The organism is Paramicrobacterium salitolerans, from assembly GCF_051513965.1.
In the GTDB taxonomy this organism is placed as follows: Bacteria; Actinomycetota; Actinomycetes; order Actinomycetales; family Microbacteriaceae; genus Paramicrobacterium.
The window spans coordinates 365937-386050 of sequence record NZ_CP195847.1; the positions used below are offsets into that span (position 1 = coordinate 365937).

A 20114-nucleotide genomic window follows, 5' to 3' on the forward strand; every position below is an offset into this window, starting at 1 on the left:
GCAGCGGGACCGATCAGAACAGGTCGGGCGAGGGCGTCGACGCGTGGCGGATGGAGACGTCGGCGTGGCGGTCGAAGCGGTAGCCCGCGCCGCGGACGGTGCGCACGATGTCTTCGTAGTGGCCGAGCTTCGAACGCAGACGGCGAACGTGCACGTCAATCGTGCGCTCGTTGGGAATCTCGCCTTCGTGCGAGGCCCACAGCGCATTGATGAGCTCGATGCGCTCGATAGTGCGACCCTCGCGGAGAACGAGGTACTGCAGCAGCTCGAACTCCTTGTACGTGAGCGCGGCGACCGAGTTGTCGAGAACGACGCGCTTACGAGAGATGTCGATCACGACGCCGGCGTGAGCGCGGTCCTGCTCCTCATCGACCTCGGGCTCAGAGTTCGTGTTGCGTGCGACGGCCGAGGGCTCCTGCAGGGCGAGGCGCACGACGTCGACGTCGCGACCTCCGACACCGGCGGGCGCGAGTGCGACCGCGGCGTACGACTGCGCAGCGGGGGCGAGGTCGGCGATGGTCTGTTTGACGGCCTCGACGATCGCGCCGAGCGAGGTGCCGGCATCGCGTGCGGCCTGCTCATCGAGGCCGACGTAGAGGGCGAAGCCGCGCGGCTCGGGAGAGGCGGGCACGGCGCGAAGCGTGCGAGCGGGAGCCTGAGTGCGAGCCTCGGCCGGAGCGGTCTGGGGGAAAACGGTAGCAAGTGACATGGGTTGATCCTTCGATGATGGGTACGCGTCTCCTCTGGCCATCACCGACGCGCGTCGGGGCAGGAGAGCGGAAAGTGTGTGTCGGGGTAGAGGATGCCTGCGGCATCCGAATGAATATGCGTGGTTGGACGAGAGTTAGCTGCACATTCGACAACACATGACAGCAGTGATGCCGGCCATCATCGACCCGGCATTCCCACGGAACTCGACGGAGCTCAGGGTGCGCGTGCTGTCTGTCATGACATCAATCTAAGTGGCCCGAAAACAGGTGTGTCAAATCATTGCAATAAATGACGCCTTGTTGCGCCGGAGCGCGGTTTCTGCGTCTTTAGTTGGCCATTAGTGAAGAATCTTTTACGGTCTCTCAGCATGCCCGCGTCTGCTCACAGATCCTTTCGAGCGCTCACGACGCCGGACGCAGTGCAGAAAACACGAAGCGCCGGCCGCGAGGGCGGCCGGCGCTGAGATGTGCTAGTGGTCAGACGAGTCCGTAGAGGCGGTCGCCCGCGTCGCCGAGGCCGGGAACGATGTAGCCGCGCTCGTTGAGTCTCTCGTCGAGTGCGCCGAGAACGATCGAGACGTCGAGCCCCTCGGTGTCTCGCTTGACGCGCTCAAGGCCCTCGGGCGCGCCGAGGATGCAGACGGCCGTCACGTCGACGGCTCCGCGCTTCAGCAGGAACTGGATGGCCGCGCTCAGAGAGCCGCCGGTCGCGAGCATCGGGTCGAGAACGAAACACTGCCGGTTCGACAGATCATCGGGCAGCCGCTCGGCGTACGTCATCGGCTGAAGCGTCTCTTCGTCGCGGATCATTCCGAGGAAGCCGACTTCGGCGGTGGGCAGCAGCTTCACCATGCCGTCGAGCATGCCGAGGCCAGCGCGCAGGATCGGCACCACGAGGGGCCGCGGTGTGCTGATCTCGAGACCGGTCGTCGTGGTGACCGGGGTCTCGATCTCAACCGGGTTCGTCCGGACGCCGCGGGTCGCCTCGTAGGCGAGAAGCGTGACGAGCTCTTCGGTGAGAGCCCGGAACGTCGGGGAGGATGTCTTCTTGTTGCGCAGCACCGAGAGCTTGTGGGTGATGAGCGGATGATCGGCAACGTGCACTCGCATACTGTTAAACCTACAGCCCGACGTGCGTCGCCAACGAGAAAAAGGGGGAGAGGATGCCGCTTCGCATCGACCCCCGCTGGGATGCTCTTATGAGCACGGCTCTCCTCGAGGCCCGCGCGGCCCTGCGGACGGGGGACGTGCCGGTCGGAGCGGTGATCGCGGATGCCCGCGGTACAGTGATCGGCGCCGGCAGGAACCGGCGCGAGGAGCGCGCAGACCCGACCGCTCACGCGGAGCTCGAGGCGATCCGTCAGGCAACGGCCGCGCGGGGTGAGTGGCGGCTCGGCGACGCCGTGCTCGTCGTCACGCTCGAGCCGTGCGTGATGTGCGCCGGCGCGATTCTCGCCGCGCGCGTGCCGACCGTTGTGTTCGGCGCGTGGGATGACAAGGCGGGTGCCGCCGGAAGCATCCATGACCTTCTTCGTGACAGGCGCCTGACTCATCGGGCTGAAGTCATCGGCGGCGTCCGGGCCGAGGAATGCGGCCTGCTTCTCACCGAGTTCTTCCGAGATTGAGTCTCAGTCGAGTTGCCCTCTGACGGGTGTTGGAGACTCCTCGATTTCCATTGTGAAAAAACTTTACAAATGATTTTTCTTAAGTGAGGATAATTTCCAATCACGTTCACCGGGGTGCAAACGCCCCTGCACGATGTGTCAATGAGGAGACAGATGAAGAAGCGCTATATGCCGCTGGCGATGCTCGCCGTCGCGGCTCTCGGGCTGACAGGATGCTCGGGCGGCTCTGATTCCGGATCGGGCGAGGGTGAGACCCTCACGGTTTGGATCATGCAGGGCACGAACCCCGATTCAGAGGCTTTCTTCGACGAGGTCGGCAAGGCCTTCAAGAAGAAGACCGGTGCGGAGATCGACGTCGAGTACGTGCAGTGGGCGGACGCCCACGACCGTTTCGTGACGTCGATCGCTGGCGGCACGACTCCCGATGTCGCAGAGACCGGAACCACATGGACGGCGGAGTTCGCCGACGCGGGCGCGCTTCTGCCCATCGGTGACAAGGTCGCGGATGCCGGTCTCGGCGAAGACCTCGTCGACGGGCTCGTCGAGTCGGGAACCTATGACGGCGAGCTTTACGGCATGCCCTGGTACGCCGGCGTGCGGTCACTGATCTACCGCAGCGACGTCTTCGAGGAGCTCGGGCTCGATGCGCCGACCACGTGGGACGAGATCGTCGCAGCGGGTGAGGCGATCAAGGAGGCCAAGCCCGACATGATTCCGTTCGCCGTCCCCGGCGACGCCGAGTTCGGCGTGTACCCGTGGGTGTGGGGCGCGGGCGGCGAGATCTCCGTCGAGAAGGACGGCACGTGGGAGTCGCAGCTCGCGTCGCCCGAATCGCAGGAGGGCATCGCCTTCTACACGGGCCTCGCCACCGAGCACGGATTCTCGTCCGCCGGTGCGACGACCTGGAACGAGACCGACGTGCTCGACAACTTCACGCAGGGCAACGTCGCGATGGCACTCCAGGGCTCCTGGACACCCGCCACGATCGTGCAGGACAACCCCGACCTCGAGGGCAAGTTCGCTGCGGCGCCGATCCCCGGCAAGGACGGCGACATCGCTCCCTCTGTGCTTGGCGGCTCGCACCTGAGCATCTTCAACACGACCAAGAACGAGGACCTCGCCTTCCAGTTCGTCGAGATGATGACAACGGGCGAGTTCGCAGAGAAGTGGGGTTCGGAGACCGGATATTTCCCCGGCCAGACCTCGCTGCTCGAGAAGTCCATGGAATCGGATGACCCGCTTGTGAAGCCCTTCGCGACGCAGATGGTCGACGGAGGAGCATCCGTGCCCGTGACGCCGACGTTCGGCGCCGTGCAGGCCAAGAAGACCGTCAACGCGATGATCCAGGCCATTCTGTCGGGCCAGAAGACGGTCGAGCAGGCGACGAAGGATGCTGCGTCCGAGATGGACAGCATCATGAACGAGAAGTAGCGCTCAGTGACGGTCGCAACACCACCGACCTCCACCGCGGGTGGGCCTTCGGGCCCGCCCGCGGCGCGCAAGTCGTCACACCCGGGCGCGCGCCTGATCACCAGGACGCGCCCCTGGCTGCTGCTCACTCCCGCACTCATCGTGCTGGCGGGGCTGCTGCTCTGGCCGCTCATCAGAGTCTTCCTTTTCTCACTGCAGGACTACGGACTGCGTGAGATCGTCAGCGGCGAGCCCAACTGGATCGGCTTCGACAACTACGTCGAGATCTTCACCGACAGTCAGCTGTGGACCGTCGTGCTTCCGAACACCGTCGGCTTCGCCGTCGTCGCGGTACTCGGCACGGTCATCTTCGGCACGCTCGTCGCCCTGCTGCTCGCGTCGCTCGGCAAAGCCTGGCGGCTCATCGTGGGCAGCGCCATCATGATCGCGTGGGCGATGCCCGCGGTCACTGGAACCTACGTGTGGATCTGGATCTTCGACGCGGACCACGGTCTCGTGAACGCGGTCCTCCAGGGTGCGGGTCTCATGGAGCATCCATTCAACTGGTTCACCAACCCCGTGACCTTCTACGCCATCGTCGTGATCAACATCATCCATCACGGCTTCCCATTCGTCGCGGTCACTGTGCTGGCCGGCCTCCTCGGGGTCTCGAAGGAGATGCTCGAGGCCGCCGAGATGGACGGTGCGGGTGCATTCCGTCGATTCTTCCAGGTCATCTTCCCGAGCCTCAGGCAGGTCTTCGCGGTCGTGTTCATCCTCTCGACGATCTGGGACTTCAAGGTCTTCGCGCAGATCTACCTCATGCCGGGCGGCTCCGGCTCCAACCGCGAGGTGCTCAACCTCGGCGTGTGGTCGTACGTGGAGTCGTTCGGGCAGAACCGCTACGGCTTCGGCTCGGCCATCGCCGTGCTGCTGACGCTTCTGCTGCTGGTCATCACCGCCATCTACGTGCGGTTCCTTCTGAAGGAGGACGAACTGTGAGACGCCGCAGCCTTGGCCGCACCATCACGAAGGCCGTGCTCACCACGCTCCTGCTGATCTTCACGATCTTCCCCGCGTACTGGATGGTCTCGAGCGCGTTCGATGCACGGGCATCGAGCGGCGGGCAGTCGCTTCTGCCTCAGGAATTCTCGTTCGTGAACTTCGAGTTCGTCTTCACCGAGGGAAACTTCGGGCGCTTCCTCGCGAACTCCGCCATCGTTGCGCTGTTCACGGTACTCATCTCGGCGGCGCTCGCCCTCCTCGCGTCCGTTGCGGTCGCCCGGTTCCGCTTCCGGTTCCGCACGGGAGTGCTCATGATGATCCTCGCCGTGCAGATGGTGCCGCTCGAGGCCCTCGTGATTCCGCTGTTCGTGCAGGTGCGCGATCTGCAACTGCTCGGCACCCTGACCGGGCTGGTGATCGTCTACCTCGCGTTCTCGCTGCCATTCGGCATCTGGATGCTGCGCGGCTTCGTCGCCGCCGTGCCCGTCGAACTGGAGGAAGCCGCGTATCTCGACGGCGCAAGCTGGGGCCGGATGTTCCGCTCGGTGCTGCTGCCTCTCGTGGCTCCGGGGCTCGTCGCGACGAGCATCTTCTCGTTCATCACGGCCTGGAATGAGTTCATCTTCGCGATGACGCTGCTCGGTGGTGAAGAGCAGAACTTCACGGTCGCGATCGGTCTGAAGCAGTTCTTCGGGCTGCACTCGAACGACTGGGGCGCCGTGATGGCGGCATCCACCATCATCACGATTCCGGTCATGATCTTCTTCGTCCTCGTTCAGGGCAAGCTCTCGAGCGGGCTCGTCGCGGGCGCGGTCAAGGGCTGAGTCATGCGCATCGCCGTCGTCCACTCGGGAACCTCCGCCGACGCCATCGATGTGGCGCTCGTCGACGTCGATGCCGAAGGAGACGATCTCGTCCTCACACCGAGGGTGATGACGGATGCCGCCTGGCCGACGCGTCTGCGGGAGCGTGTGCTCTCCGCGGCGCTCGGCCGCCCGGTGTCCATCGGCGAGGTCGCACGGCTCGACATCGAGATCGCGGAGGCGTTCGCGGACGCCCTCGAGCAGTCCGAGTGCGCTGACGCAGACCTCGTCGTATCGCCGGGGCAGACGGTGTTCCACTGGGTGGAGGAAGGACGGGCGCGCGGCACGCTTCAGCTCGGGAGGGCCGCGGTGCTCGCCGAGCGCACGGGGCGTCCGGTCGTCTCGGATCTTCGCGCGGCCGACATCGCGGCGGGCGGCCAGGGAGCGCCGCTCATGCCCGTGTTCGATCGGGCGTGGCTCGGTGCCGAGGCCGCCGAGTGCGGGGAGTCGATCGCGACGCTCAACCTCGGCGGCATCGCGAACGTGAGCGTCGTCGAGCCCGACGGGAGCGTGAGCGGGTGGGACACCGGACCGGCGAACGGTCTTCTCGATGCGGCGATCGCGCGGGCGACCGGCGGCGCCGAGCGCTGTGATCGCGACGGTGCGCGTGCGGCGTCCGGGCGGCCGGTCCCCGAAATGCTCGACGTGCTTCTGCGGCATCCCTATTTCGATCTCGAGCCGCCCAAATCGACCGGCCGCGAGACATTCGACCTCGACATGCTCGACCGCAGCCTCGCCACGAGCGGTGCGCGTCCCGAGCTCGACGACCTGCTGGCAACCCTCGTGCGGCTGACGGCGCGCACCGTCGCCGACGCGCTGCGCGACCGCGGCGTGCGCACCGTGATCGTCTCGGGAGGAGGAGTCCGCAATCCGACGCTGATGCGGGCGCTCGCCGAGGAGCTCAAGGGATGCCGCGTCACGACGAGCGCGGAGCGAGGCGTGGACCCGAATGGTAAGGAATCGCTGCTCTTCGCGCTCGTGGGCTACTGTGGCGCTCACGGAATACCGCTCACCCTCGACGAGCGCATCGGAGGCCGTGTTCCGGGGACGATCACCCCGGCAGGATCGACCACCGGCACCCGCGGGACGGGTCTGGGGTCCGTGCGCGTACGAGGAAGGAGCGATGCATGACCACGACCGACGGCGACGCCGTGCGCGATGAGATCAAGGGACTCGCGACGGAGCGGGTCAATGAGCGGTACAGCACACTCGATGAATGGTCGACGCTGCGGCTGGTGCAGGCGATGAACGACGAGGATGCCGGTGTGGCCCACGCCGTCGCAGAAGCTGCGGAGCCCATCGCGGAGGCCGTCGACGCGATCGCGGCGCGCATGGCCGAGGGCGGACGACTGCTGTACCTCGGCGCGGGGACGCCCGGTCGGCTCGGAGTGCTTGACGCGAGCGAGATTCCGCCGACCTTCGGGCTCAGTCCCGACAGGGTCGTGGGCGTCATCGCCGGAGGAGACACGGCGATCCGCACGGCCGTCGAAGGTGCGGAGGACGACGCGGACCTCGGCGCCCACGATGTGTCGTCGCGTGAGGTCGGTTCCCACGACGCGGTCGTCGGCATCTCAGCATCCGGTCGCACTCCGTACGTTCTCGGCGCCCTGCGCGAGGCCGCGGACCGCGGAGCGGTCACGGTGGGCCTCTCGTGCAACAGCGACTCACCCCTCGGTGCCGCGGCCGACATCGCGATCGAGGTCGTCGTCGGGCCGGAGCTCGTGTCAGGGTCGACCCGGCTCAAGGCAGGTACCGCGCAGAAGATGGTGCTCAACATGCTCAGCACGCTCACGATGATCCGGCGCGGCAAGACCTACGGAAACCTCATGGTGGACGTACAGATCACCAACGCGAAGCTCCGTGCGCGAGCCGAGCGCACCGTCGCCCTTGCGACGGGCTGCGAGCTCGACGAGGCCGCTCGAGCGCTGAGCGAGGCGGATGGCTCCGTGAAGCTCGCGATCCTGATGGTCCTCACGGATCTGCCCGTCGATGAGGCCCGAGCGCACCTCGACGGTGCCGACGGATTCCTGCGCAGGGCACTGGATTCTGCGCGGGAGAGCTGACGGTGGCTGAGAACGTCCTTCAGGCCCTCGCACGCGTGCTGCCGACCCTCAGCGCCGCTGAAGCTCGGGTCGCCGAGGCGGTGCTCGCCGACCCCGAGGGGACCGCACCGCTGACGATCACGCAGCTCGCGCAGCGGTGCGGCACGTCGCAGGCCACCGTCGCCCGCTTCACGCAGTCGCTCGGCTACTCGGGGTACCGCGACTTCCGCATCGACCTGGCGACCGCGAGCAGCCGTGAGCACGTGCGCCGCGAGCGCTTCTCTGTGGCGGGCGGCCCGCTCGCCGACGATGCCACTCTCGACGACGTGATCGCGAGCATCGGGTACCGCGAGGCGATGACGATCGAGGAGACCCTTCGGCAGATCGACCGGGAGGCCGTCGAGACCGCGGCCACCGCGCTCGCGGCATCCTCGCGCATCGACATCGTCGGCAGCGGGTCGAGCGGCATCGTCGCGACGGACATGCACCAGAAGCTGCACCGCATCGGGCTGCCTGTGAACCATTTCTCCGATCAGCACCTGGCGCTCTCGTCCGTCGCTCTGCAGTCGCCGGGAGGCGTGGCGGTGTGCATCTCTCACTCCGGTCAGACGCGTGACGTGCTCGACGCGCTCGAGGTCGCGGGTCGCGCCGGCGGAATGACCGTCGGCATCACGGGCGACCCGGAGTCGGAGCTCGCGCGCTCCTGCGACATTGCGCTCGTGACGCACGCGCGGGAGGACGAGTACCGCTCCGCGGCGATGTCGAGCCGCATGGCCCAGCTCGCCGTGATCGACATTCTCTTCGTGCGGGTCGTGCAGCGAAACTACGCGCGCGTCGCCGAGCCGCTGCGCCTCACCTATGATGCCGTGCAGTCACGCCGTGCACCTCATGCCCGGCGGCGCAGAGGTCACGACGCGAGCACGTGATCGGAGGTCATCGACGCGACTTTGTCGGCGAGCTCCAGGCCGCGGGTGAGGGTGGTCGCCATGGGGGAGTCATCGAGGATGCCGGAGAGGACCCCGCCCGCGAACGCGTCGGAGGCCCCGATCGCATCGACGATGGTGGAGGGATGCCGCTCGAGCGTCGTGACCGCGGACCCGTCGAACGCGGTGACGGCGTCGTCGCTCGAGACGATCAGCCGCCGCGGTTCGGGGAACAGCTGACGAAGAGCCTCGGGCTCGCCAGTGCCGAACGCGGCAGAGGCATCCTCGACGGTCATGAAGACGATGTCACTCGTGCTCACGAGTGCGCCGAGTACCTCGGTCGCCTCGTCTTCGCGCGAACCCCACAGCACTGCACGCCAGCTCACGTCGAAGCTGAGCAGCGCGTGCCTGCGTTCGTCGGCGACGAGCGTGAGGGCGTCACGCGCCTGTGGCGAGAGCGCGACGGTGATGCCGGTCGTGTGGATGATGCGCGTCTGTTCGAGCAGTGCGCGCACGGCGGGGCGACGCGTGTGCGCGGGCGAGAGACGGCTGCCCGCGGATGCCGCGCGGAAGTAATGCATGCGGCTCGAGGACTCAGCCGTGGCGAGCTCTTTCACGTAGAGGCCGGTGGCGTGATGCGGGTCGACCATGATGCCGCTCGTGTCGATTCCGAGGGAGCGGACGGTGTCCGTCGCGTAGCGGCCGAACCCGTCGTCGCCGACGACGGAGACGAGCGCCGTGGAGGCGCCGTGCGAGGCGAGCGCGGCCGCGGTGTTGAACTCGGTTCCGCCGAGCGAGCGCGCGAACGATTCCGTGTGTTCGAGCGGTTCGGGCGCCCCCTGCGTCAGAACGATGAGAAGCTCCCCCAGGCACGTCACATCCACATTGACACCTCCTCCGGAGGAGACTACGGTGTTTGAGCGTACCGTGCAATCTAGTGTGCATTTAATGCACAAGTAGGGTGGAAGGTGTCCTCCGAGTTCTCCCTCATTCCCGCACCCCGCTCAGTGACGACGAGTTCGGGTGAGTTCACGCTCACGTCTGACACGACAATCGTCGTCGACGATGCCCTGGCGGATGCCGCTGCGGAGCTGCAGCGTCTCGTGCGACCCGCGACCGGCTTCGCACTCGACCGCGCGCCATCCGCCGACGGCGACGCTGCGGCCCAGAACGTCATCGTCATCGATGAGGATGCCGCCCTCGACGACGAGGCCTACGCCGTGAGCGTTGCGCCGGAGCGCATCGTGATCCGCGGTGGATCGCGCGCCGGCATCCGCTGGGGGATTCACACGCTTCGTCAGCTGCTGCCGCCCGCCATCAACCGTTCCGCCCGCGTGACAGGCGTGGCCTGGAGCATCCCGTGCTGCGAGATCTCGGACGCTCCGCGCTTTCCGTGGCGCGGGCTCATGCTCGATGTCGCCCGGCACTTCCTCCCCGTGCACAACGTGCTGCGCATCATCGACCTGATCGCGGCACACAAGCTCAACACCCTGCACCTGCACCTCACCGACGACCAGGGCTGGCGTCTGCAGATCGACGCGTTTCCCAAGCTCACCACGCGCGGCGGATGGCGCAGTGAGAGCCAGGTCGGTGCGGGTCCTGCGGCGACGACGAACGGCCGGCCGCACGGCGGGTACTACTCGAAGGACGACGCGCGCGAGATCGTCGCGTACGCCGCCGAGCGGGGCGTGACCGTCGTGCCCGAAATCGAGATGCCCGGGCACGTGCAGGCGGCGCTCGCCGCCTACCCGGAGTGGGGCATCGGCGAGGCCCCGGACGAGCCCTGGTCAGGGTGGGGCGTCAACACCCGCCTGCTCAACCTCGAGGAGTCGACCGTGGATGCCTTCCGGAGCATCCTCGACGAGGTGATCGAGCTGTTCCCGTCGCCGTACATCGGCATCGGCGGAGACGAGGCGCGCAAGGACGAATGGGCGGTCGACGACCGTACGCAGCAGCTCATGCGCGAGCGCGGGCTCGCAGACGAAGAGGCTGCGCAGAGCTGGTTCATCGCTCAGATCGACGCGCACCTGGCCGCACGCGGGCGCCGCGCCTTCGGATGGGACGAGATTCTCGAGGGAGGTCTCGCGCCCGGTGCGACCGTGGCCTCATGGCGCGGACGCACCGGCGCCATCATCGCGGCGCGCTCTGGGCACGACGTCGTGCTGTGCCCCGACGACGAGGTGTACCTCGACTACCGCCAGTCCGATTCGCCCGACGAACCGGTTCAGGTGGGCTTCCCGCTCGGCGTCGACGATGTGTACGCGTTCGACCCGCTCCCGCCCGAGCTCACCGACGACGAGGCGCGGCACGTGCTCGGCGGCCAGGCGAACCTGTGGAGCGAGCACCTCGACTCGCCGCGGACCGTCGACTACATGCTCTTCCCGCGGCTCTGCGCGCTCGCCGAGGCTGTCTGGTCAGAGACGAAGGACCTCGAGGGCTTCCGCTCGCGGCTGGGTGGGCACCTGGATCGTCTGGATGCCGCGGGCGTCGAGTACCGGCATCCTGACGGCCCACGGCCGTGGCACTCGCGACCGGATGCTGCGCACAAGCCGATCACTCGCGAGGAGCGCCTCGCGATTCAGCGCGCGCTCGTCGAGAACATCCGCGGCGCACTCGACGTCACTCTTGAGGGCGAGCCGTCGAACCCCGCACAATGAGCTCGTAAGGCAGCGACAGGTCGTCGGGCGGTGACGTCTTCTCGCCGAGCTCAGCGAGCAGCAGCTCGACCGCGGCGCGGCCCTGTCGGCGGGGGAACTGCGCGATCGTCGTCAGGTCGAAGAACGGCGCCTGCTGGTTGTCGTCGACCCCGATGATGGAGACATCGCGCGGGACCGACAGGCCGAGGTCTCGTGCCGCGAGGATCGCGCCGATCGCCATCTCGTCGGAGGCCGCGAAGATTCCGGTCGGGCGTCCGGTCGGAGAGCCGAGCAGCTGCTTGGCGGAGTCGTAGCCTCCGCGCATCGTGAAGTCCGCCGGGCGCACGAGCCTCGCATCGAGAGGCAGCCCTGCTTCCGTGAGGGCGGCCTCGTAGCCGCGACGGCGGTTCGATGGCAGGTGAAAGTCCACGTCGAACTCGCTGCCGCCTCCGATGTGCGCGATGCGCTCGTGTCCGAGGCCGATCAGGTGTGAGGTCGCGAGCTTTGCCAGCTCGACGTCGTCGAGCGCCAGGGTCGGCACGCCCGGAATCGGTCCACCGATGCCGACGAGCGGTTTGCCGAGGTCATGGAGGGAGCGCACCTCATCGGGGGTGAGCTCGAGGTTGATCGCGATCACGGCATCCACTCGCTTGCGCAGCAGAAAGTGCGTGAACACGCTGCGCCGGTCGTCGGCGTCCCCGGTGAGATTGTAGAGCGTCGTGTCGTAGCCGAGCTGCAAGAGCGCCCGCTCGGCGCCCTCGACGACGGAGGAGAAGTACCAGTGGCTCAGCAGCGGCACGACCACGCCGACGTTGCGGGTGCGGCCCGAGGCCAGACCGGATGCCGTCGACGACACGACGTAGCCGAGCTCGGCCGCGGCATCCTGAACCTTCGCTCGGGTGGCATCGGAGACGTACCCTCGCCCGCTCAGCGCCCGCGACACGGTTGCGGTCGACACGCCCGCCCGGGCGGCGACGTCGTCGATCCCTGCCATCGCGCTCCTCGTCGTGTAGAACCACCAGCATACTGACCCCGTGTACATTGACCGATATGCAGACTGTGCCCCTCGCCGTGATCGGAGACGCCCTCATCGACGAGTTGCGCGATGCCTCGGGCACGCGCGAGTTCGTCGGGGGAGCGGCCCTCAACGTCGCCGTCGGTCTGGCGCGACTGAAGGTGCCGACCGCCCTCATCGCGATGGTGGGTGAGGATGTCGATGGCGAACGCATCCGCGTACTCCTCGACGAACACGGTGTCGAGCTGATCCCCACGCGCGGACCCTACGGAACCGCTCGGGCGATCAGCGACCGGCTCGACGGCGAGCCGACGTACATCTTCAGTGAGGCCGCGCAGCGACGTCGCATCGAGTTCGATGAGCGGGCGCGCGAAGTGATCGCGGCAGCGCCGTTCACGGTGGTGAGTTGCTTTCCGTTCGATGACCCGGCGCAGGTCGACGCGCTCGCGGCATCCGTTCCCGCAGACTCGCGACGCCTCATCGTCGACCCGAACCCGCGCGAGGGGATGCTTCACTCTCGTGAGCGGTTCGTCGCCGGTTTCGAGCGCATCGCGAGACTCAGCCGTGTCGTGAAGGTCGGCGATGACGACGCCCGGCTGCTCTACGGCACCGACCTCGAGGAGCTCGTCGAGCGACTGACCCACTTCGTTCCCCACGTCGTCGCGACGGCCGGTCGAGATGGCGCCGTCGTGCACTCCGCCGGCGAGCGGGTGCAGCGTCCGATCGCTGAGCTTCCCGGGGCGATCATCGACACGATGGGAGCGGGGGATGCCGTGCTCGCCGCGATCACGGCACACATCGCCTCCGCTGGCGAACCCACCGACGCGACCGCGTGGGGCAGGGCGCTCGAGAGAGCGATGACGATCGCCGCCGCCACCTGCCGATCAGAGGGTGCGCTGCTCCGCGAGCCCTGAACCGCCCGACTCGGGTCTCGATTTCGTCCCTGGGGTGTGAAAGGCTAATATTTCTCTGGCGCCTTCGGTTGGCTGCGCAAGTTTGGCCGAGCGTGCCCCTGGCGAGTTACCCAAGCGGCCAAAGGGATCTGACTGTAAATCAGCTGGCATAGCCTTCGGGGGTTCGAATCCCTCACTCGCCACAAAAGCCCCGTCTGACCGGGGCTTTTGTTCTGTCGGCGCTACTCGACCTTCGGAATCTCCGCGGAGAGCGGCGTCGCGATGTCCTCGAGGGACTGCCGCTCGGCCTTGACGCCGAGGAACAGTTCGACGAGCCCGGCGAGGATCATCAAGCCCGCGCCGATGTGATAGCCGACCGCCACGGCCCGGATGCCGTCGCCGATGAACGTTCCCGCGATCATGGGTTTGCGGCCCACCGAGTCGAAGACGTGGCCCAGGAGGATCGGGCCGAGGACGTTGCCGATCGCGATGGCTTTGCTCTCCGGCACTGGTTCGAGCTCGCGCTCTGAGTCGTCTTCCACCGTGGCTTCGATATCTGCAACGAGCTCTTCGGCTTCACGATCGCGGCAGTGTATGAACAGCCACCGCGGAGACTCGGGAACGTTGCGGCGGACGAGCAGAATCACGAGGTCGACGACGCCGGTGAGATAGCTGAAGAGAAGCGCGCCCGAACAAGCCCCGGCCACGTAGATTCCGGCCGCCGCTCCGATCTCGCCCGCGTCCACGGAGCGGAACGGAAGATTGCCATTGACAGAGCGCTTCTGCAGGGCAAATATTCTGACCATGGGAGTCCTCGTCTACGGCAGCTCGAGTGAATACGAGTTCGACGACCGAACGCTCGCTCACCTCAAGATCGCCATCGCCGCGAAGCTGCGCCATCAGGAGAGCTTTCTCGTGAGTTGGTCGATCGATCCGCACATGGGCTCGGGCCGCGTCTCGCTCTGGGTCTCGCCGGCGATTCCGCTGCAGTTCCGCTTCGCGGGAAGCAGGTCGCCGACACTCAACAAGACATGGATCGACGTCATGTCTCAGCTCTCGCACTCCGCTCGCGGTCTGATCGTCGTGACGGAGAACGAGGCGGAAGCCGTTGCGAAGGGCGAAGCCCACATTCCTGGAGTCGAAGCCGCGCACCAGGACTGACGTGCAGTCGAATCAGGACTGCGGAGGTGGTGGGAACGGGCCGTCGCGAAGAAGTCCGGACAGATGTCCCGTGTTCGAGGTCGCTGTGCACAGCGCGGTCATCGTGGCTTCGGGAGACTCGTCAATCCCCTTGCGAACGGCGGCACAGTGCCTAGCGTGGCTGGCAGGGGAGGAGGAGACTCATGATTCACGACAGGTCGAGAGATCGCACGAACAAGGATGCCCGCAACGCAGCGACCCCGCGTGAAGACGACCCGACCCTTGTGCGTAACCAACCCGCCCTGACGACGAGCACCGGGCTGCTGTGGCTGGTCTGCGGCGCAGCTCTTCTGCTCGTCTCCCTTGCGCTCATGATCCCACTCGCGCTCACGGGGGATCGCATCACGATCATCGGCTCTGCCGCCATTGTGCTTCTGTATGCTGCGATGGTCGTCGTCAGGTTCGTCATCGGGAACAGACGGGCTCGGCTGACCTCCCTCGCGATCCTCATGATCGCGATCGGGGTAACCGCCGTGATCGTGCTCTACCTGGTTCCCTATGCTTCGGCGTAGCTCGTCGGGCGTAGAGAAGCTCTCCTTCAAGCCTCACTTGAAACTTGGTGAGGAGACAGGAATCTCTGAGGTTTCGTGACGATCCCCGTCATGGCGGGCGACGCGAGAAGCGCTCTGATGGTTCCCCACCTGGGGGACAAAGATTTCCTCCACAGCTCTGGCGGTACTCAGGTTCGGTTTGTTATTGTTTATCAATCCGTTACCTGACGAGCGTCCCCCATGCTCGCGGTAGCTCATGCTGTGCCCCCTAGCGAAGAAAGTCCAACTGCCTGTGTCGAGCCGTGCCCGTGACGAGAGCAAATCCGTTCTCGACCCCTCCGGCACCTCTCCGACCCTTCGCGACGAGACCCCCGCTTTCGAGTCCCGCCGGGCACGCCGACTGCGTGAGGAGCGCGAAGCGCTCGCCCGTGCCCAGGCCGATGGTGTCGCCGATCTCGAGGCCGCCACAGACTCTGCGGCTCCGGCGAACACGACACTCCCGTCGCGTCGCGCACGTCGCCTTGCCGCGCAGAGTTCGGCTGAGAGCGCATCGCCAGTAGAGGTCCCAGCCGAAAGCCAGCCAGCGACGTCGCGCTCGTCTGCGTCAGAGGCTCTGCCCAGCCGTCGCGCGCGTCGTCGCAACGCGGCTCCGAGTCAGAGTGAGCTCTTCGCCGGAATGGCTGAGCAGGCCTTGTCCACATCGCGTGTGTCGCGGGAGTCCTCGGTCGCCGTCCCACAGGCTGCACCTGCACAGCCCGAGGTCGTCGCACCCGAGCCCATCGAGCCGGAGGTCATCGAGCCGGAGGTCACCGCGCACGAGACCGAGCAGCTGTCGTTCGACGAACTCATCGGGCCGACAGCTGCTGCCGAAGCCGATTCGGTCGAGACAGAGCCGGTCGTCGAGACAGAGCCGGTCGTCGAGACAGAGCCGGTCGCAGACACTGAGCGTCTCTTCGCGAGCGCAGACGATGCTCCGTCGCCAGAGTCGGTTCCGACTGCGACGGACTCCTTTGAGGCCATCATCGCCGGCGCGTTCCCGACCGACGCCTCCTCAGAGGCGCCCGAGGAAGAGCCCGCCAGCTCCGACACGACAGACGATGAGCCTGAGTCGACAGCGTCCGAGACGAAGCGCGAGCGTCGTGCTCGCCACCGTGCATCCTCTGACGCGCCCGTCGACCGTCCGCGCGCACCGCGCTCCATCCGCCGCATCGCGGCGCGCACAATGAGTGTCAGCGCGCTTCTCGCTGTCGGCCTGATGACCGTCGCCACATCTATTCCGGCGAACGCGCTTCTCAGCGCCGATGACGTGCAGCAGCAGAAGCGTCAAGCGTATGCTCAAGCCCAGTTCGGCACTGACTCGACGCAGTCCATGGTCAACACGGCATCCGCCGACACATCGATTCACCGTGACACTTACGGCGCGCTCTCCGCGACCGAGGCTGCTGTCCAGCTCGGCATCAAGCCCGAGTCGACATTCACGAACGATCCGAACGGCACCGTTCAGTGGCCCTTCTCGGTCGGTGTGCACATCGGCAGCGGCTACGGCCCGCGTGCCGGCTGCTCGCTCGGCTGCTCGACGAACCACCTCGGCCAGGACTTCAACCCCGGCTACGGTGCTCCCATCCAGTCGATCGCCGACGGCGTCGTCGTCGAGTCGACCGACTCCGGCGGCGGCTTCGGCGTCAAGATCGTCATCGAGCACGTCATCGACGGCCAGATGATCCACAGTCTCTACGGGCACATGATTCCCGGTTCCCGTACGGTGCAGGTCGGAGACCACGTCTCGGTCGGTCAGATCATCGGGAAGACGGGCAACACCGGTATCTCCACCGGGCCGCACATGCACTTCGAGATCCTCATCAACGGCACAAAGAACGTCGACCCCCTCGCCTGGCTCTACGAGAACACCAACTGAACTCACTGACCTGGTCCGCCCGGGTTTCTCTCTGCTGGCAGAGAACTGAATCACACGATCGCTGAGTCCGGTGATCGAGAGGCCGCCGCAGAGACAGAATCGCGGTCCGGGCCGAGAGGGCCCGAACCGCGTCGGTCGTTCAGCGCTTGCTCAGAGAGCGGGAGTGCGCAGCCAGATCGTCGTGTCTGAGGCGACGCTGTTCACGGGGCAGGAACCGCTGGCGAGAAGCTGCTCTGCGCCGACGAGGTCGGCCGGCAGCGCGGCATCCTTCTCGCTCGTGTTCGCCACCACGGTCACGTCGCCGTTGGAGAAACGCAGCAGCTCATCGTCGCCGGTGTCTGCCCACGTCAGCTCCCCGAGGCCGAGCTCGTGCTCGGCGCGAAGCGACAGCGCCCGACGATACAGCTCGAGAGTCGAGGCGGAGTCGCCTCGCTGAGCATCCCGCGCGTACTCGGCCCAGAGCTCGGGCTGCGGCAGCCACGCCTCACCCGAGGCGCTGAAACCGTACGCGGGGCGGTCGGCCTCCCACGGGATCGGCACGCGGCAGCCGTCGCGACCGTAGCGTTCGCCGTTGGTCCGGAACCATGTCGGGTCCTGCCGCGCCTCATCGGGAAGCTCGATGACCTCGGGCAGGCCGAGCTCTTCGCCCTGGAACAGGTAGGCGCCGCCCGGGAGGGCAAGCATGAGGGTGGATGCTGCGCGAGCGCGGCGCAGCCCCAGCGCGGCATCCGGCTTGCCCTCGCTCTTCGGGCCGATGCCGTGCCCCTGCGGGTTCTCGACGGTCAGCGCGAGCCGCGAAGCGTGCCGCACGACGTCGTGGTTCGAGAGCACCCACGTGCTCGGGGCGCCCACAGCGCCGAATGCATTGATCGAATCGTCGATGACGCGGCGCAGAGCGGGGCCGCTCCACTCCGTCTCGAGGTACGGAAAGTTGAAGGCCTGCTGCATCTCGTCGGAGCGCACCCAGAGCGCCATCTTCGACAGCGGATCCACCCACGCCTCGGCGCAGAGCACGCGGTCGCCCTCGTACTCATCGAGCACGGTGCGCCAGTCGCGGTAGATCTCGTGCACGCCCTCCTGACCCCAGTACGGAGCCGAGACAGGGTCATCGTCGGCGGCCTGACCGCCCATGCTGCCTGCGCCGATCTGCGGGGTGAAGTCGGGCAGTCCATCGGCCTTGATGAGGCCGTGCGCGACGTCGACGCGGAAGCCGTCGACCCCGCGGTCGAGCCAGAAGCGCAGCACATCGCGGAACATCTCACGCACGTCATCGTTCGTCCAGTCGAAGTCGGGCTGGCTCGAGTCGAAGAGGTGTAGATACCACTGCCCGGGGCTGCCGTCGGCATCGGTCGTGCGCGTCCACGCGGGGCCGCCGAAGACCGAGTCCCAGTTGTTCGGCGCCTCGTCGCCGTGCGGGCCGCGTCCGTCGCGGAAGATGTAGCGGGCGCGCTCCGGGCTGCCGGGCGCGGCGGCGAGCGCCTGCTGGAACCACTCGTGCTGATCGGAGGAGTGGTTGGGAACTAGATCGATGATCACGCGGATGCCGAGCTCGTGAGCGGCATCCGTCATGCGGTCGAAGTCTTCGAGCGTGCCGAACAGCGGGTCGACCCCGCAGTAGTCCGCGACGTCATAGCCTGCGTCGCGCTGCGGCGATGTGAAGAACGGCGACAGCCAGATGGCGTCGACGCCGAGTTCGGCCAGCTCGGGCAGGCGAAGTGTGATTCCGGCGAGGTCGCCCACGCCGTCGCCGTTCGCATCGGCAAAGGAGCGCGGGTAGATCTGGTAGATCACAGCGGAGCGCCACCACTCGCGTCCAGGCGTGCTGGCAGGGACGGTCTCGGTGATCCCCGGCGCTGGGGTGCTGGCGTTGGTCATGCCGAACACTGTACGACAGTTTCGGTCACAATATGAAAACGCTTGCTGTTCGGTGTCCCTTTTCTAGAACCACATTCGCGGGACGCGGGGAAAACCGCGGTTGTGATTTGAACTTGAGTCGTGTAAAAGTGGAAGCGCTTGCATTTCGAGGTCGACTTTTCGGGCCGCGAAGACGCAACACATGAAGCCGTCCCGGCACCACAGCACACGAAAGGCACACCAATGAGGGTGACAAAGAATCCGATTCTCGCCATCGGAGCGATGACGGCGGCCGCCGCTCTCGCTCTCACCGGCTGCTCCGGCAGCTCGAGCGGCGACGACGGCGGTGACACGAAGGGCTCCACGACGCTGACCGTGTGGGTGGATGCCGACCGTGCGCCCGTCCTGAAGGACGTCGCGGCCGACTTCGAGAAGGAGTCGGGCATCTCGGTCAAGCTCGTCCAGAAAGACTTCGGCAAGATCCAGGAGGAGTTCGTCCAGCAGGTGCCCACCGGCAAGGGTCCCGACATCACGATCGGCGCCCACGACTGGCTAGGCGACTTCGTCACCAACGGCGTCGTGCAGCCCATCGAGCTCGGCGACACCGCGGGTGACTTCCAGGACGTCGCGATCACAGCGATGAGCTACGACGGCAAGACCTACGGGCTGCCGTACTCCATCGAGAACATCGCCCTACTGCGCAACACCGAGCTCGCACCCGAGGCCCCCGCGAGCTATGACGAGATGGTGCAGATGGGCACGGATGCCGGAACAGAGTTCCCGTTCCTCGTCCAGGTGGGTGAAGAGAGCGACCCGTACCACCTCTACCCGTTCCAGACGTCATTCGGCGCTCCGGTCTTCGGAACCAATGACGACGGCAGCTACAACCCCGACGACCTGCAGATCGGCAACGAGGGTGGCATCGAGTTCGCGAACTGGCTCGCTGAGCAGGGCGCGGCAGGTCTTCTCCCGACCACGGTCGACGGCGACATCGCCAAGGAGAAGTTCGTGAACGGTGACTCGCCGTTCCTCATCACCGGGCCGTGGAACGTCGGCGCGGCCGAGGAAGCCGGCATCGACCTCGCGGTCGACCCGATCCCCGCACCCGGCAGTGAAGCCGCTCAGCCGTTCGTCGGCGTTCAGGGCTTCTACGTCTCGGCCAAGAGCAAGAACGTGCTCGCCGCGACCGAGTTCCTCACGAACTACATCGGCACCAAGGATGTCCAGGTCGACCTGTACAACGTCGGCAACCGCGCGCCGGCGCTGACCGCAGCCTTCGACGAGGTCAGCTCCGACCCGATCACCGCCGCGTTCGGCGAGGTGGGCGCGAACGGCGTTCCGATGCCGAACATCCCCGAGATGGGTGCCGTGTGGCAGTACTGGGGCGTGACTGAGGCCGACATCATCAACGGCAAGGGCGACCCCGCCGAGCTGTGGAAGAAGATGGCCGGCGACATCCAGAGCGCCATCGACGGCAAGTAGTCACCCCGTCGTGTCGGTCGGGCCATCGCCCGGCCGACACGACACCGACG

The 20114-nt window shown here is 66.6% G+C and carries 19 protein-coding genes and 1 tRNA gene; 14 read left to right on the plus strand and 6 right to left on the minus strand.

Going from position 1 to position 20114, the window contains the following annotated elements; genetic code table 11:
- Positions 1 to 13 precede the first annotated feature (13 nt).
- Positions 14 to 709: a winged helix-turn-helix domain-containing protein gene (locus tag ACSAGD_RS01780; RefSeq protein WP_437584016.1), complete on the minus strand. Its 696-nt coding sequence runs from the start codon at positions 707 to 709 to the stop codon at positions 14 to 16.
- A 478-nt stretch (positions 710 to 1187) separates the two neighbouring features.
- Entirely contained in the window at positions 1188 to 1820 is a 633-nt protein-coding gene (gene upp / locus ACSAGD_RS01785) for a uracil phosphoribosyltransferase (RefSeq protein WP_437584017.1), read from the minus strand.
- Between the two features lie 53 nt (positions 1821 to 1873).
- Between upp and ACSAGD_RS01790 the strand changes: the two genes are divergently transcribed.
- From ACSAGD_RS01790 to ACSAGD_RS01820, 7 genes are all read left to right on the plus strand, one after another.
- Entirely contained in the window at positions 1874 to 2335 is a 462-nt protein-coding gene (locus ACSAGD_RS01790) for a nucleoside deaminase (RefSeq protein WP_437584018.1), read from the plus strand.
- A gap of 153 nt (positions 2336 to 2488) precedes the next feature.
- Positions 2489 to 3766: a sugar ABC transporter substrate-binding protein gene (locus tag ACSAGD_RS01795; protein ID WP_437584019.1), complete on the plus strand. Its 1278-nt coding sequence runs from the start codon at positions 2489 to 2491 to the stop codon at positions 3764 to 3766.
- 93 nt (positions 3767 to 3859) lie between these two features.
- Positions 3860 to 4747 carry a carbohydrate ABC transporter permease gene (locus ACSAGD_RS01800; RefSeq protein WP_437585207.1) on the plus strand — a complete coding sequence of 296 codons (888 nt, stop codon included), beginning with the start codon at positions 3860 to 3862 and terminating at the stop codon, positions 4745 to 4747.
- Positions 4744 to 5574: a carbohydrate ABC transporter permease gene (locus ACSAGD_RS01805; RefSeq protein WP_437584020.1), complete on the plus strand. Its 831-nt coding sequence runs from the start codon at positions 4744 to 4746 to the stop codon at positions 5572 to 5574. The genes ACSAGD_RS01800 and ACSAGD_RS01805 overlap by 4 nt, the downstream gene beginning before the upstream one ends.
- 3 nt (positions 5575 to 5577) lie before the next feature.
- Complete coding sequence (locus ACSAGD_RS01810) at positions 5578 to 6744, plus strand: anhydro-N-acetylmuramic acid kinase (protein ID WP_437584021.1); 1167 nt, start codon at positions 5578 to 5580, stop codon at positions 6742 to 6744.
- Positions 6741 to 7676 carry an N-acetylmuramic acid 6-phosphate etherase gene (murQ, locus tag ACSAGD_RS01815; protein ID WP_437584022.1) on the plus strand — a complete coding sequence of 312 codons (936 nt, stop codon included), beginning with the start codon at positions 6741 to 6743 and terminating at the stop codon, positions 7674 to 7676. Before ACSAGD_RS01810 ends, murQ begins: the two co-directional genes overlap by 4 nt.
- A 2-nt stretch (positions 7677 to 7678) precedes the next feature.
- Positions 7679 to 8581, plus strand: a complete 903-nt coding sequence (locus ACSAGD_RS01820; RefSeq protein WP_437584023.1) for a MurR/RpiR family transcriptional regulator — start codon at positions 7679 to 7681, stop codon at positions 8579 to 8581.
- On the opposite strand, the gene ACSAGD_RS01825 is transcribed toward ACSAGD_RS01820, so the two are convergent.
- The gene (locus tag ACSAGD_RS01825) at positions 8563 to 9462 is read right to left on the minus strand and encodes a sugar kinase (RefSeq protein ID WP_437584024.1); all 900 of its coding nucleotides are present in this window, start codon (positions 9460 to 9462) and stop codon (positions 8563 to 8565) included. The genes ACSAGD_RS01820 and ACSAGD_RS01825 overlap by 19 nt on opposite strands.
- Positions 9463 to 9546: 84 nt before the next feature.
- Between ACSAGD_RS01825 and ACSAGD_RS01830 the strand changes: the two genes are divergently transcribed.
- Positions 9547 to 11235, plus strand: coding sequence for a beta-N-acetylhexosaminidase (locus tag ACSAGD_RS01830; RefSeq protein ID WP_437584025.1), 1689 nt, complete (start codon positions 9547 to 9549; stop codon positions 11233 to 11235).
- On the opposite strand, the gene ACSAGD_RS01835 is transcribed toward ACSAGD_RS01830, so the two are convergent.
- The gene (locus tag ACSAGD_RS01835) at positions 11198 to 12208 is read right to left on the minus strand and encodes a LacI family DNA-binding transcriptional regulator (protein WP_437584026.1); all 1011 of its coding nucleotides are present in this window, start codon (positions 12206 to 12208) and stop codon (positions 11198 to 11200) included. The two genes, ACSAGD_RS01830 and ACSAGD_RS01835, sit on opposite strands and share 38 nt — an antisense overlap.
- A gap of 56 nt (positions 12209 to 12264) precedes the next feature.
- Between ACSAGD_RS01835 and ACSAGD_RS01840 the strand changes: the two genes are divergently transcribed.
- Together ACSAGD_RS01840 and ACSAGD_RS01845 are read left to right on the plus strand one after the other, a co-directional pair.
- Entirely contained in the window at positions 12265 to 13143 is an 879-nt protein-coding gene (locus tag ACSAGD_RS01840) for a carbohydrate kinase family protein (protein ID WP_437584027.1), read from the plus strand.
- A gap of 100 nt (positions 13144 to 13243) precedes the next feature.
- Positions 13244 to 13325, plus strand: a tRNA-Tyr gene (locus tag ACSAGD_RS01845).
- Positions 13326 to 13364: 39 nt separating this feature from the next.
- Here ACSAGD_RS01845 and ACSAGD_RS01850 read toward each other — a convergent pair.
- Entirely contained in the window at positions 13365 to 13928 is a 564-nt protein-coding gene (locus tag ACSAGD_RS01850) for a hypothetical protein (RefSeq protein WP_437584028.1), read from the minus strand.
- On the opposite strand from ACSAGD_RS01850, the gene ACSAGD_RS01855 reads away from it, so the two are divergent.
- From ACSAGD_RS01855 to ACSAGD_RS01865, 3 genes are all read left to right on the plus strand, one after another.
- Entirely contained in the window at positions 13927 to 14283 is a 357-nt protein-coding gene (locus ACSAGD_RS01855; protein WP_437584029.1) for a DUF7882 family protein, read from the plus strand. The two genes, ACSAGD_RS01850 and ACSAGD_RS01855, sit on opposite strands and share 2 nt — an antisense overlap.
- 182 nt (positions 14284 to 14465) lie before the next feature.
- The gene (locus tag ACSAGD_RS01860) at positions 14466 to 14834 is read left to right on the plus strand and encodes a hypothetical protein (protein WP_437584030.1); all 369 of its coding nucleotides are present in this window, start codon (positions 14466 to 14468) and stop codon (positions 14832 to 14834) included.
- Positions 14835 to 15105: 271 nt separating this feature from the next.
- Complete coding sequence (locus tag ACSAGD_RS01865; RefSeq protein WP_437584031.1) at positions 15106 to 16728, plus strand: peptidoglycan DD-metalloendopeptidase family protein; 1623 nt, start codon at positions 15106 to 15108, stop codon at positions 16726 to 16728.
- A gap of 150 nt (positions 16729 to 16878) precedes the next feature.
- On the opposite strand, the gene ACSAGD_RS01870 is transcribed toward ACSAGD_RS01865, so the two are convergent.
- On the minus strand, positions 16879 to 18603 hold the full coding sequence (locus tag ACSAGD_RS01870; RefSeq protein ID WP_437584032.1) for a glycoside hydrolase family 13 protein: 1725 nt from the start codon (positions 18601 to 18603) through the stop codon (positions 16879 to 16881).
- Positions 18604 to 18825: 222 nt separating this feature from the next.
- Between ACSAGD_RS01870 and ACSAGD_RS01875 the strand changes: the two genes are divergently transcribed.
- Positions 18826 to 20064 (plus strand): sugar ABC transporter substrate-binding protein, encoded by a 1239-nt coding sequence (locus tag ACSAGD_RS01875; protein ID WP_437584033.1) that lies wholly within the window; start codon positions 18826 to 18828, stop codon positions 20062 to 20064.
- Positions 20065 to 20114: the final 50 nt, after the last annotated feature.